Source organism: Candidatus Sulfotelmatobacter sp. (assembly GCA_036500765.1).
In the GTDB taxonomy this organism is placed as follows: domain Bacteria; phylum Acidobacteriota; class Terriglobia; order Terriglobales; family Acidobacteriaceae; genus Sulfotelmatobacter.
In genome coordinates, this window is the sequence record DASYBM010000016.1 from 716,382 (window position 1) to 729,645 (window position 13,264).

Consider the following 13,264-nt stretch of genomic DNA (forward strand, 5'->3'; position numbering starts at 1 on the left):
GCGGAGTGATTCGATTCGTGGACAAAGACCCCAACCGAAACCAGCGCCAAGGCAAAGACCGGGAAAAAGACAAAGATCCCGGACCCGCCGATGCCCCCCTTCGCCGCCCCGAAATGGACGAACTCTACCGCAGGCTCCAGCCTGAATTGCGGCGTCCTAAGCCGAGTCCGGAGGCGATTGCCGCGGCGCTGGAAGCCGCTCAGCGTCTGGCCACCGAAGCCGACGCGGAACACGCAGCCGACCATTCCGTCGAGCAAGTCTCTGCGCAGCAACTCTCGGTCCAGGAACTCTCCGGCGATCCCAATACGATTGTCTGTGGAGTTTGTGGCTATCAGAATCGCCAGGGGAACAAATTCTGCGGTATGTGCGGCATCGCGGTGACAGAATCGCCGGCGCCAGAATCCGAAATTTCGCCCCCAGCGAATTTGCCGGTGGCGAATCCAAAAGAACCGGAGGCTCTCACGCCTTCATCCAATACGTTCCTTGAACCAGATCCCGCCATGAGGCCGCCCTCCACGCGGCCCACCGGACAGGAAACTCACCACTACCATCACCATTATCATCATCATTATTTTCCTGGCGGAGAAGCCATCGCGGCGCGATCGGCGGCGGAGCCAGCCCGCGATTCCGTGCGCGATTCCCTGCGAGAAGAAAAATTCCGGCCTACAGCGGCCCTGCGTGGAGACTTGAGCCGCGCCGAAGCTGCGGTGCGGCGCATCGCGCACGAGTGGGTGCTGGCCTGCAATACCAAACATCTCGATGATTTGCTCGAGCTATATACGGCGGACGCCCTGGTGCTGCGCTCGAATTGTCCCCCGCTGCGCGGCGCGTCGGCGGTGCACGAATTTTTCTTCGGTGCGCTCGACGCCGGCCTGGGAGAAGTCGAACTGGAACCGTTGCGCGTGGAAGTTGTCGGCGAACTTGCCTACGAAGGTGGACGATTCAAAGCCCTGATCCCCAGCGCCACCGGCAAACGCCGCGAAGAGCGCGGCAAATATTTGTGGGTCTGCGCGCGCCAGGGTAACGGCGAGTGGAGAGTCACCGCCGACTGCTGGTCCAGCGATCTGACGCTGACCACCCTCGAGTCCGACATCCCGCAGGGCGCAGCCGTAAAGACCAGCCAACCGCGCAAGAACGTGTAAAGCAGGCGTCGGCCGTCAATCTCGAGCTCACGACCGATGGCCGACAACCGATGACCGACGACCGGTTCCGTTCACAGCGTCACGCCTACCTTCGCGAGATCGCCTCGTAGCTGATCGAGACCTCGCATCTCGATCGTGTGCATCCCAAGTTTGGACGGGTATTCCAGATTCTCCGCGCGGTCGTCGATGAAGCAGCATTCTTCCGCCGGAATTTGCGTGATCTCCAGCGCCAGGCGATAAATCTCGCACTCAGGCTTGCGCAATCCCACGTAGCACGAACTTACAAAAAGCCGGAAGATCTTCCGCAGTCCAAATTTCTCAATCCGATATTGATTGAGTTCCCGCGATTCGTTGTTGATCGTGCCCATGAAATATCTTCCCGACTTGGCGAGGGCCTGCGCAAAGTCCAGAACGTCGGGAATGGGCTTCGTTAAAGAAAACATGTACTCGCGAAAGGCCTCGCGCGAAAAAACGCGCTTCTGATAAAAGACCGTGCGGTCGAGGTATTCGTCGAGTGTGATCTGCCCCCGCTCGAACGAGGCAACTACTATCTCGTGCCGATCGTGGAATTGTTTTGCGTCGAGATGAAAGTGTTCGAGCGCGTCGGCCCGTTCGGTGTGGTCCCAGGCATTGGTGAGCAGCACACCGCCGACATCCCAGAAAATCGCGCGAACGCTCGACAAGGTGATCCCTCCGTCTGCTCAAATAGTTCTCAACAAAGTGTAGATGAACTTCGGGGAGTGAACCACAAGGCGATTGCAACCTCAGATTAAGTCAGTCAATTAAAAGTCGATCGCCTTTACAGCAGGCCGCCGGTTTTCACCGCCAGAACATTCAATGCCATCTCCAGTTTCGTGATGGCATCGCCGATTTCCGGATGCTCGCCGATCTTCTCTTGCAGCGATTTCAGAATCTTTTGGGCACCGGCAATATGCGTGGCCGCCTGGGTTCGATCTTGCTCGCGATTGGATTCGGGATGCGCTTCCATGGCCATAGCGTAATTCTATCCGGCATATTTCCGCTTGACCAGGCTGCGCCATCAGACATATGCGAGAGCCTGAACCGCGACAACTTACCGTTGATAAACCGTCGTCTCCGGATGATAGTTGCGCCAATCGAACCAATAATCTTTCAGCGCCGGAACCCGATCCAGACATTTCCCTAGCGCCGGACCAGAGACAGCGCATCCCTGAAAATTCCACTCACTCCCCGTGGTGGTGTCGAGCAGAATCCAAGGCTTTGCAGCGGGAGCGGGAGTGGCTTTGGGTTCGGCGACGGGCGCCGCCGCGGTTGCCGTCGCCACGTGCGTCTCGGTTTCGCCCTCGCTTTTCAAAAAGAACTCAGCATCCTGTCCGTCGATGCGGCTGATGAAGACTCGAAACGATTTTCCGTCCGGCCCGACCGCCAACAGTAACGGTACGCCATGCACCCGATCCACCACCGGCGATTGTTTCACCAGTAAGTCCCAGGGATAAGCGCGAGCCGGTCCGTCGATCTGCAAGCCGACCACGACGTCGCGCGACTTCAACACGGTTCCCGGAAAGCTGATCACCACCGGCAGCTTCGCCACTTCCGGCTCCCAATTGCTGTCGTATTCCTTTGCGTACTTCGGCACCTCGGCCAAAACTTTGCCGCCGGATGCGTCCCCCAACTCCAATTTCCATTCGCCCAGAGTTAATTCATCGCTCAGCACCAACCCGAGTGACGCGCCCTGCAAAGGGCCGGAGATCGCCCTCCCGGTGATCTGCTGCCACCACGTGCCGGTTTCTTTATCGCGCATCAGGAAATTCTGATTGTTGATGCCGGCCAGATAAAAATGCAGCACTCTTCCGTTCACATTTCGCGACCACACCAGACCGGTGTGACACAGCGTTCAATACGTCACAGCCACTGCGACCCCGCCGACCAAATCATTCACAATGTGGTGGTAAGCCATCTCGCGGATGGGGTAGGCGCGCGCGTCGGAGCCCATGCGCACCGCGAGAACCATCTCTCCTTTGTCGAGCTTGCTCGCCGCAGCCAGTTCGAACTGCGGACTATCGACAGGATGAAACATCCACTCAAAGTAATTCAGCCGCGCCATCGCGGTAGAAAATGCGACCAACAAGATGACCCCGCCGAGGATAGCCTTGCGCCTCCACTCGCCCCGTCTGGTGCGCGATCCCACATCAGCGGATCTTGAGCCGCCGCAGAGCGCCGTGGCTGCGAGCAGACATACAATCCCAGCACATACCGTGCCCCAGGGCGCGCGCTCGCGCAGAGCCAGCGCCAGCGCCAGTCCTCGCCCACTCTGGTGTGCAAACGGCCGGATGATAAACGCAGGGATCAAGAAAAATGCAATGCCTACGAGCGCGGACAAACCAAAGATGAACCACAAATAGCCGCGACGATAAAAATAAGGCTGCATGGCGTCGAGCATCCTCGCAAAGGCCTGGGGAGCCGAGCAATAGTATATCTATACGATCTTACCCAAACGAAGATCACGTAGGGCCGGACGCATTCGTCCGGCCCCGCCCGAAGGCCCCGCCCGAAAGCTTCGCAAAAGATGAAAAAACGAAAACGAAACCGCAACCATGCCAAAATACAAAGGGCACGAAGTATAAAGGACCTTGCCGTCAAGGTTTTCCTTCGTATACCTTCGTGCCCTTCGTGGTTGCAGCTTCAGCAAAACTACTGCGGCGTAAAGTTCTGGTGCGCACTCAGGTTGTCGATGTCCTGAAACTGAGGCGTTGCCGGTGGCAGGTTGCTCGGCGTCAGGAACAGGACGTCAAAGTAGTAATCTCGCTGCGGCGGGCTGTACACGTCGCCGCCCGGCCCGTCTTTGTACGTTCCCGTGTTGTATTCCGAGTAGTACATGCTGACCAGCGAACCGTTGTAGTAGAGGGGTTGCGCGCCCAAGTTCTCGAGATACCGGAGGAAGTTATGCATTCCTCCGTCGGTTCCGAAGTCGTTCGCCACGTTGGTCCAGGTGGGTTGCGGGAATGGAGCACTTTTTCCACCCGAGATTGCAGTGCGGTAATACGAAGGCGCCGTGGGAACACGATTCCCAGCGACGTCGGGGTTCGCGAGACTGTTCGCATCACTCCACTGGTTCGATAGAAGCATGACCGAGTCGGCGATAATGGACGCTGCCGAATGCGGGGTCTGGGTTGGCGTTGCGGCATTGGCCGTGCCCCAGAAAGGATCTGACGAGTTGGTATTGTAGTTGCCCTGGATGTACACCGGGTTCTCGGAAGCGATGGTGAACCCACCGCAGCCCGTCGGATTGGTCGCGCTTTGCGAGCATCCGCTGGTCGTAGGCATGACCGGCAGGTAGCTCAGTAGGCCGGCGCTCATGCCCCCATCCACGAGTTTCAATACGTGGCGAGCTCCGCTGACCGGATTCGCCATGCCCCGCTGATCTGTGACGCCACTAAGCAGCGTGGTGGTGGTAGGAATAGGAAGTGGTGTGGCGGTGGTACCGGGATTATAGGCTGCGCAGTCGATCGAACTAGCCGTGCCCGCCCCTGAGACCACAATCCGCTGATACCCATTCAGCGGAGAGCCGGTGTTGATCTCGAAGCCATAGCCCAGATTTTTCTCACCCCAATTGTCGAGGAACCCATTCTGATCGACATCCTCGGGCGAGTACGTGTAATAAGTCGCGCCTTCCAGAACTCCGTCCGGCGTTGTGGAAGTCAGATTCGCGCTTGAATTCACCACATCCTCAAGTCCCGATTCTCCGTTGATGACGCCGGCAGGAGTCTGCCCACCGTTCGAAGTGTGCGTAGACGGCAGCATGCCGCGATGATCGGAGAAGTACAGAACGTAGCCGTTGAAATTCGTGTAGTTCACGTTCAGTCCGCTGGCGCCGATCGAACCCTTCAGCCACTTCGCCAGGTTGCCCACGTCCAGCTCAACCGCGTTCATAATGCCCTGCACCGAGCAGGAAGAATATTGCTTCGTGCCGCTCACCGTGTTGGCCACGGTGTTGTCGCGCATCTCGCCTTCGCGCGCGTCATAGAAGTTGATCGGGTACCAGTTTCCTTGCGTTCCTGCGCCGTGAGCGGAGGCTGCGGTCTGAGCCACGGTGGGCATAAGTTGATGAAGAATGAGAATCGCGTTGGGATCAATCGTATTAGTCGTACCGGGGGCAGTGGGGACGATATCGAACTGGCGGCCAAAACCCAGTCCCAGCCACTCCGTCGTGACGCCCACCCAGGTCCCGGCATTGTTCAAGTACTCAACGCGCAGCCAGGGGCCTCCGGTCGCAGCGACAGCCATTTGCGCTACCGAAGTGGGATTGCTGGTCAGCTCCCCGATGATGGGAAATCCGGTAGCGGTCCAGTTTTGCAGCACGCCATTGCTGAGGGGATTGACCCATCCATGGCTTCCCGGCGTGGCCCAACCAAAATATTCGGTCGTACCCGGAGCATAGACCGTACCAGAGGCGGTGGGGAACTGGTAATCCTGTCCATCGGCAATCGCGCCGCGCTCAGGATGCAAGTCGACCTGCGTGTCCGCCAGAAGGATGCGAATGACTGCCTTGTTATAAAGGCGCGCCGTGCCCAGCGTGCTGCTTGCCGATTCGCCGGGCTGCGGCTTGCGCACGATCGAAATTGGATCGGTGCAGGGCGGCGGGTTGCTGGTGCAGCTGTTTTGCACGAACGGCAACTGCATGTTCTTCGCGCCGGTCAGCGAATTCACCATAAATCCGTTCAGCGTTCCGGAAGAAATGCTGGGGAAGTTGCTGTTGACCGAGCCACCCACACTGGGATAACCGCCGCTCCAGCTGGCGTCCCCCGGAACCGTTCCTGCGCCGGGAAGAGCCACGCAGTTGACGCCGGTCGGAGGAAATACTCCGTTGAGAGGGCAGCCTGCAGTGGCTTTGGGAACGTAGACCGTCCCGCCGTAACCTACCGTCGTTGAATGGCCGTTTTCCAATTGATCCATCACGATTTGTGAAAATGCCGAAATCTTGTCATTGAATACCAGGTTAAGGCCCGAAGCCAGGAAAAGATTCTGGTTGGTGTGCACGCGTCCGCCGAAGCTGAAGTTCGGACCGGCAAAGTAGCTACAGTCATAGCCGCAGAACACTCCAAATTGAAATACCGGAATCAGCGAGACTTCCACCTTGCGGGTAATATTCACGCTCGCGCCCGAGGGCCGTGTGGCGATCACCTGCATCGTCATCGGGATAAGTTCGGCGTAAAGTCCCTGGTTCGATCCCGAGCTAACCGTATTCCAACTGCTGACCGGCTCTCCACTGCCGTTCACCGGATAGCTGATGGTGATGCTTCCCGCGGGATAGTTCATGTTCGGGACCATGGCCGACGTTGGGGGGAAATTGACCAGGTTCTGAATCTGGGCGTTAGTCGGGACCTGGTACTGGCTGTAAAGAGCGGAGAGATCGGCCGTCAGTTTCTCCATGCCCGACTCAGCCCCGTAGTACGCCATATTATTTTCCAGGTCGTTGCCACCCATGTGGGCTTCGTTGGTGACCATGAACATAAGGCCAGCCGCCACGCCCGACAGCAGCACCATGATGAGCAGTGCGGCAATCAGCGTGAAACCCCGCTGCGAACCGTTTTTTCCTTGCCCTGTTTTTCCCTGTACCATTCTTCGCCGTCCCATTTTTCCCTGTAGCATGTTGTTTGGTCTCCTGCCCCAAAACACCGAACTACTGATAACGAACACCGATAACGAATTACTGATACCGATTACGAAATGCCATGTTGCGGGCGCTGACTCCCGTCGCCAGATACATGTTCTGGGATTTGTTTCCGTTGGTCAGCATGCTTTCTCCCATGACAATGATGTTGATCTTTTGCATGTTGTTGGGAGAGTCCCCTACTCCGAGGGGGTTGGGCTCGTCGGCATCGAGCGCGTTGGTCGTCGAGTTGTAAATGTCGTAGGCAAATTGCAGGTTGATGATGTCGTCGGCCACGGGAACCGGCGTGAGCCCGTTGACCTGGCGCATCAGGCGCGGAGTCTGCCCGGCCCCCGGAACCGTCAAGTAGTACGTCACCGCGTACAGCCGGTACGCGACCGTATTCGATCCGCCGGAAATCGATGCGACGGTATTGGCCCCGGCGGCTACATTGAAATTGAGCGGATCCAGTGCCGCAAAAGTGATGGTGGTCGCGTTAAGGGTGGTAACTTCACCCACCTCTGTGCCGGCGGTATTGCTGAGCATAATCAGGTCGCCGACCTGAATGCCGCCGTTTGAATTGATGGCGGGAGGAGTGAATCCTGTCGCCGGCGCCAGAGTGATCTGATTGACGTACGGCGACTGGAAAGTCACGGTGTATTCAAACAAAGGAAAGTTGTAGTCGCAGTAAATGCTGGTGATGCTGTCGTTAATCGCCGTCGGCGCAGCCGGAATGACCGCGCCGCCCTCAACCCCATTGGTGTATCCGGGAATGATGCCGTACATATAGTTGCCAGTCGGGTAAGCGTGAGTGGCGACATGGCAGGTGCCGGTTTGATCGCAACCGAACTTGGTCACCGCTCCCACCGGCAACTGGATTCCCCCCGATGGCAGACCGGCTCCAGCCATGCTGATGTCCTTGACCATCAGATCCATAGCGCCGCGCATGTTCTGCTGAGTTTCTGCCCGTTGCGTCATCAGCATGGTGGAGTTCATCGCCGTCTTGAACAGGCTGACGATAGACGCCAGCACGATCAAGCCAATGGCCATGGCAACAGTCGCTTCCACCAGCGTGAAGCCTCGTCCCGGTTCTCGTTTTGACAGTTTCATGATGTTTCCCATGCTCGGTTTCTCGTTCCCGCTCTATCGGAAAGCCGAAATCAGTCCGTTCACCACGTACGTACGCGGAGTGGAGGCTCCGCCGATGTAATAGCTGATGGTCACGGTGATTTGCTTAAGATTGGGATTGATGGTCACGCCATCGCTCTGGAGGACGGTGCCAATCTGAATCTGCCGCCTGAAATTCGCCAGGCTCATGCACGTGTCGTCGGCGGTACCCAGAATGCCGTCAGGGCCGGGCAGGGTGATGGACTCCGGTCCGGCCGCGCATGCGCCGGTGGCGGGGAAATTGACGTCATCGGCAGTATTCACCAGTCCGTCGGGACCGGCGGAGAGGAGTTGAGTCGCCGCGTTGGTGAAAATGCCGCCGCTGGAGATGTTATTGATTTGCGAGAACGTGACCTGCTGCGTGTTGCGCGCCGTGTAAATGCTCTCCATCGCCTCCAGCGCCTTCTGCCGGGCGATCAGATTTTCCTCCGCCCCCTGAGTGGCGGCCAGCGCACTGCCAAAAGCGGCCAGCACCGTGAGGATGCCGATGCCCATGATCGCGATCGCGATCATGGTCTCGATAATTGTGAACCCGGCCTGCCTCGAACTGTGCCGCGCAGCAGCCTGACGAGTTGCGTAACGAGTTGCATGACGACCTGCGTAATAAGATGTGCGCATTATTGTTGCACCCATTTGTTGACTCCACCTTGCAGGTAGAGTCGCCAGCCCCGCATTCTTCCGGTTGTGCCCCAGATGGTGAGCGCACGCGAACTGTACAGGTCGCCCGGTCGCGTCAGATAAATGACGCCGTTGTTGAAGTTGCCCGTATCGTCCTGCGCCGAGCCGTCGGGATAAAAAATGACGCAGTTCTGAGTCACCAGCGCGCAATTGTTCACCGTGACCGCTGTGTTTCCGGTGCCGAAATTCTCCGGCCCGGGATTCGGAAATCCCGCTTGCACGGCATACGAGATATCGGACGGCAGCGTATAAGTCGCCACCGGCACCGGCGCCGGATTCACCGGCACGCCCACGCCCCAGTACTCCACCTGGAGGGTTCGGGGAGGGGTGAAGATCATGATGTAGCGCTTGCTCTGGGCGATGGAGAGATTTCTATAAGTGCGCATCACTCCCAGGACCGTGTCATAGCTTTGGTCCACATGATCCTGGTTCAGCAGCGGCTTCAGAGCCATGAACGTGACCCCCGCCATGATCATGCCGATGGAGACGACGATCAGCAATTCCAGCAGAGAGAATCCGCGATGTTTGCTCGATGTCATAGTTTGTCTCGGAGGGAGAAGCGGTTCCTGCAAATGCGCTACTCGCTCCCGTCAATCACAAACGACGCCAGACGCCCGACGCCAGAACGGGGGAGATCGCATAACCTGCCTGAACAACAGCGGGGGCTCGCGCTCCTGCATCGCGTCATGGATCATCCTAGGAACGGTTCATGGTGCCGTCAACGCACGAGGGGTCAATACCAGAGTTGGTCTTTTGCGCCGATAAGTGGTTACTCATGTCACGGATTGAGAACGCGCCAGTTAAGAGCGCAGCCTTCCGCGCGGGCTCCCTAGGACGGTGACCCCGGTAACTTGTGGGCGGAACGAGGGGATCACTAGGATGAGGCAGGTATGACTCTATCTGCACTGCTCGTGTGCGTGGACGAGGAGCCGACGCAGGTGCTGCGCCAGGTCGTCGAAGAACTGGGCATTCGGGTCGAATGCTGCCCGGATTTTGTGCGCGCCGGCGTCCGATTGGCGCAGGAACGTTTCGACGTGTTGATCGTGTCCGGCGGATCCAATAAGCAGGTAATTTCCCTGTTGAAGGACTCGCGCGAGTCCCGCGTGAACGATGCCACGCTCGCAGTCGTGGTCGTGGCCGGGCAGGAAAGCATCCGGGAAATGTTTTCCATGGGCGTGAACTTCGTTCTGTACAAACCGGTCGCCTACGACCGGGCGCTGAGCACGCTGAAGGCGGCGCGCGAAGTCATGCGCAAGGAAAAGCGCAAAAATCCGCGCGCTCCGGTGCACGCCCAAGCCACCATCGATTACGCCAATGTCGCGCAGGAGAAAGCCACCCTGGTCGATTTGTCGCAAGAAGGCATGCAGGTGCAGTTCGGCAAACAACTTCCGCCCGTCAGTAAAGTGTATTTCCAGTTTAAGTTGCCGGATCAGACCGCGAGCATTCGTTTATCGGGCCAGGTGGTGTGGCAGGAGTGGAGCGGCCGCGCCGGCGTTCAATTTGTGGATGTGCCCAAGACTTCGCGCCGGTTGTTGACGGATTTCCTCGCGGTCCATGTGGCCAATGGCGTTCGGCAAAATCAGTTTCCCGAAATCACCGTAGAGATGCAGATGGACGACGGCCTGCAACTGGCGATGGTGTCGGTGGCCGAGCAAACCCATGGCAGCGCCAAATCGCCAAGCGGGGCATATCAGATGGCGGCGGCGACTGCGGCCGTTTCCGATGCCGATAACCGGCGCAAGCTGGTGCGCTATGCCTGCCGCCTGGGCGCGGAAGTGTATCAGACCGGAAGCTCGGTTCCCAATCATTGCTGCCTCACCGATCTGAGTTCGGGCGGCTGCTATCTCGAAGTGCCGCTGTCAATTCCGCAAGGCAAGTCGGTCGAGATCGTGGTTCGCACCTACGAAATAAAGCTGCATCTGCGCGGATTGGTGCAGGCCTCGCATCCCGGTTATGGGATCGGCGTGGCCTTTGAACTCAAAACGAAAGACGAACAGGCTAACGTCAACAAGCTGATCGCCTTCGTCGCCAGCACCACGGAACCCTCCTAAAGTAAGTTCCAACTACTTCGCTTCATCTAGCTGTCCCCGATATGTTCCTGCAGGAACACTGTGGAAAAGGTACGGAGTCGTGAGCCTCAAGTGGTTGATTCTGTTACGAGGCATTTTGGCGATGCCTTGTTTTGAGTTAGTTAGGCTGTGGAAGAAATGTCTACTTTCGTGGACGTTCAATACCTACGAAAGTGGACTTGACAGATTTGCCCTTCTGCTTAATAAGGCACTAACCCATAAAGAGTCTCCGCCTAAGTCGCCGCAAAAGAAGCTAATAGGTTTTGCCGATCTTACATTGGCCCAGCCCGCCTCATCTCTATCTTTGCCAACAGCATTTCCCTTGACAGACCGCCGATTCAACGCCATGCTGTGAACCCAGTATGCAGCAGCACAGGGCCCCGTCCGAGGTTCGAATCGTAACCGCAGACACCTTGCGTACGCCCAGTCGCCGCCCGCTTTTCCACCTCTGCATCGTTGTCGTTATTACTATCACTGCCAGCATCGCCTGGGCGCAGGATCCTATCGACCCGAACACCCCCGGAGCCTGCGTTACCGTCACCACACCCTGCGTAACGACGTATCACAACGACAAGTCGCGCGACGGCGTGCAGCCCAATGAGAGCATCCTCAATTCGACTCTGATTGCGGCGGGAACGTTCGGGTTCATCGGCTCCAGCGCTGCCAATACCTCCACCGTCATTGACGGCCTGATCTACGCGCAGCCGCTCTACCTCACCGGAATCACCATGAAGCTCGAAGGGGAGCACATGCACTGGCATAATGAACATCGTCGTAGTCGCCTCTGAAAACAACTCGGTCTACGCTTTTGCTGTGGACAACAGCACCGTCGGCAGCTTTAAGATGACACCATGCTGGGCCACATCCCTTAACGGTACCAACGAATACGCGATTCCCTTTGATCAGCTTCCTGGGACCTGCAACAACGTAATTCCGCAGAGCGGCATAACGGCAACACCGGTGATCGATACCACAGTCACTCCACCGATCATGTACGTCGTGACCGCGCACGTGTTGGCTGGCGGCGGCAGCTGGACCTATCGGCTCCACGCGATCCAATTGAACGCTGGCCTCGATATAACCCCCGCCAACAACTTTCTAAACAGCAACGGGCCCTACGATATTCCTACCGCCATTAACAACTACCTCGGCGATACCACCGACCCCTTCCTTGCCGTCGGGCAAAACCAACGCGTCGGCCTCGCCATGTACAAAACTTCAACCGGGCCGGCGAATATTTACGTGGGGTTCGGCTCATTCTGCGACACCCCTCCGACTAACGGTCAATACAGCGGCTATTTGGCTGCGTTCCAATTCAATTATGGTGGCACGACGTTCTCCACCATCGGAGTTCTTGACACCGAAGCCGCGGACCCGAACAACAAACCCGGCGGCGGAATCTGGATGGGCGGGGGCGCCCCCGTGCTCGACTCGAACAACAACGTCTATATAGCCGTCGGCAACGGCGTTTTCACACCCAGTACGAGTGCGACACAGTTGCCTACGGATTTCGGGCAAAGCATGGTGAAGCTGGTGCAGACCACAGGCACATCGCCGGCGTTGACCCCCGTCGACTTCTATACCCCAAACGCCTGGGCAATTCTCGACAAAAATACGGGTGGCAAATCGGTCTGCGTGGTTAACAGCACGGGAACGTGCCCCAATCCCACTCAGAACTCCGTTGTGATTCCTACCGCCGGCGATTTTGATCTGGGCTCGGGCGGCGTTACTCTCTTGTCGCCGACGGTCCCGTCCGGCTCCCCGAATCCCCTGTGCCCATCGAACCAGCAACTGATTGGCGGCGGCAAAGAGGGCGTACTCTATGATGTTTGCTACAGCACCTCGACGAGTACTTCTCCGCAAAGCCTGATGGGCGGCCTAGACGACTGCGGGTACGGTTGCAGCACCGTATCGAACTCCGCAAATACCGCGTGCACCCAATTCACCACAACACCCACAAACGGGCAGATTGCGCAGTGCTTTAAGGGCGTAAACATACTAAATACGCTCCAGGGAGCCCCGGGCAGCCGGGCCACTGCGGCCTTCTGGGCGGGAAACGCGTCGCAAGGTGTTTTTGAAAATTACTTATACATAGCGGGCTCGGGCGACGTCCTGAATGCCTACCAACTTAGCCCTTCCACTTGGCAGTTCCAAACGCCAGGCTCCAACGCCACCACTCCCCCCACCTTCGGCTACCCAGGCGCAAGCCCCGCCATTTCGTGGGACAATAAGAATTCCGGCAATGCCCTTCTTTGGGTCGTAAACATCAGCAAAGCGGGGAGCGGAACGACGACCACGACCAACAAAGCCTCACCCGCTAACCTTTACGTTTACAATCCCATTCCGACAAGCGGCAACATTGGTGAGCTGTGGTCAAGCGGCACGTCGGGGCCCGGCGGCGTCAAGTATACGGTGCCGACTGTAGCAAACGGCATGGTATTTGTCGGAGGGGGCAGCCCTGCCTACTCCCCCGGTCTTCTGTCAGTCAGCGGCGTCAATTGTTCCCCTGCAGCCTACGGCGGAAGTTCCACATCAACCTGTCCGGGACTTCTCGTGGTCTACGGGCAGACCAAATAGAC

General features: G+C 57.8%; 11 protein-coding genes. 4 read left to right on the forward strand and 7 right to left on the reverse strand.

Translation table 11 applies throughout. The features are described 5' to 3' along the window. Positions 1 to 5: 5 nt before the first annotated feature. Entirely contained in the window at positions 6 to 1,142 is a 1,137-nt protein-coding gene (locus VGM18_20100) for a DUF4440 domain-containing protein (GenBank protein ID HEY3975316.1), read from the forward strand. A 71-nt stretch (positions 1,143 to 1,213) separates the two neighbouring features. On the opposite strand, the gene VGM18_20105 is transcribed toward VGM18_20100, so the two are convergent. The 7 genes from VGM18_20105 to VGM18_20135 form a co-directional block, all read right to left on the reverse strand. Beyond that, positions 1,214 to 1,825 (reverse strand): HAD family phosphatase, encoded by a 612-nt coding sequence (locus tag VGM18_20105; GenBank protein ID HEY3975317.1) that lies wholly within the window; start codon positions 1,823 to 1,825, stop codon positions 1,214 to 1,216. Between the two features lie 116 nt (positions 1,826 to 1,941). Next, positions 1,942 to 2,136, reverse strand: coding sequence for a hypothetical protein (locus tag VGM18_20110; protein ID HEY3975318.1), 195 nt, complete (start codon positions 2,134 to 2,136; stop codon positions 1,942 to 1,944). Between the two features lie 78 nt (positions 2,137 to 2,214). Beyond that, positions 2,215 to 3,561 (reverse strand): DUF3179 domain-containing (seleno)protein, encoded by a 1,347-nt coding sequence (locus VGM18_20115; GenBank protein ID HEY3975319.1) that lies wholly within the window; start codon positions 3,559 to 3,561, stop codon positions 2,215 to 2,217. Between the two features lie 251 nt (positions 3,562 to 3,812). Continuing rightward, positions 3,813 to 6,770, reverse strand: coding sequence for a PilX N-terminal domain-containing pilus assembly protein (locus VGM18_20120; GenBank protein ID HEY3975320.1), 2,958 nt, complete (start codon positions 6,768 to 6,770; stop codon positions 3,813 to 3,815). A gap of 58 nt (positions 6,771 to 6,828) precedes the next feature. After that, entirely contained in the window at positions 6,829 to 7,881 is a 1,053-nt protein-coding gene (locus VGM18_20125; protein ID HEY3975321.1) for a prepilin-type N-terminal cleavage/methylation domain-containing protein, read from the reverse strand. A gap of 33 nt (positions 7,882 to 7,914) precedes the next feature. Continuing rightward, positions 7,915 to 8,556, reverse strand: a complete 642-nt coding sequence (locus VGM18_20130; GenBank protein HEY3975322.1) for a prepilin-type N-terminal cleavage/methylation domain-containing protein — start codon at positions 8,554 to 8,556, stop codon at positions 7,915 to 7,917. After that, entirely contained in the window at positions 8,556 to 9,155 is a 600-nt protein-coding gene (locus VGM18_20135; protein HEY3975323.1) for a prepilin-type N-terminal cleavage/methylation domain-containing protein, read from the reverse strand. The genes VGM18_20130 and VGM18_20135 overlap by 1 nt, the downstream gene beginning before the upstream one ends. Positions 9,156 to 9,506: 351 nt before the next feature. Between VGM18_20135 and VGM18_20140 the strand changes: the two genes are divergently transcribed. The 3 genes from VGM18_20140 to VGM18_20150 all read left to right on the forward strand — a co-directional run bounded on the left by VGM18_20140 (position 9,507) and on the right by VGM18_20150 (position 13,262). Continuing rightward, entirely contained in the window at positions 9,507 to 10,667 is a 1,161-nt protein-coding gene (locus VGM18_20140; GenBank protein ID HEY3975324.1) for a PilZ domain-containing protein, read from the forward strand. A 431-nt stretch (positions 10,668 to 11,098) separates the two neighbouring features. Next, entirely contained in the window at positions 11,099 to 11,473 is a 375-nt protein-coding gene (locus VGM18_20145; protein HEY3975325.1) for a hypothetical protein, read from the forward strand. Continuing rightward, positions 11,448 to 13,262, forward strand: coding sequence for a hypothetical protein (locus tag VGM18_20150; protein HEY3975326.1), 1,815 nt, complete (start codon positions 11,448 to 11,450; stop codon positions 13,260 to 13,262). Before VGM18_20145 ends, VGM18_20150 begins: the two co-directional genes overlap by 26 nt. The last annotated feature ends 2 nt before the right edge of the window (positions 13,263 to 13,264 follow it).

What these genes read in the sequence shown, in the direction of transcription:
- VGM18_20110 (HEY3975318.1), bottom strand. Translation starts at nt 2,136, where the DNA reads ATGGCCATGGAAGCGCATCCCGAATCCAATCGCGAGCAAGATCGAACC.
- VGM18_20120 (HEY3975320.1), bottom strand. Translation starts at nt 6,770, where the DNA reads ATGCTACAGGGAAAAATGGGACGGCGAAGAATGGTACAGGGAAAAACA.
- VGM18_20125 (HEY3975321.1), bottom strand. Translation starts at nt 7,881, where the DNA reads ATGAAACTGTCAAAACGAGAACCGGGACGAGGCTTCACGCTGGTGGAA.
- VGM18_20130 (HEY3975322.1), bottom strand. Translation starts at nt 8,556, where the DNA reads ATGCGCACATCTTATTACGCAGGTCGTCATGCAACTCGTTACGCAACT.
- VGM18_20135 (HEY3975323.1), bottom strand. Translation starts at nt 9,155, where the DNA reads ATGACATCGAGCAAACATCGCGGATTCTCTCTGCTGGAATTGCTGATC.
- VGM18_20140 (HEY3975324.1), top strand. Translation starts at nt 9,507, where the DNA reads ATGACTCTATCTGCACTGCTCGTGTGCGTGGACGAGGAGCCGACGCAG.
- VGM18_20150 (HEY3975326.1), top strand. Translation starts at nt 11,448, where the DNA reads ATGAACATCGTCGTAGTCGCCTCTGAAAACAACTCGGTCTACGCTTTT.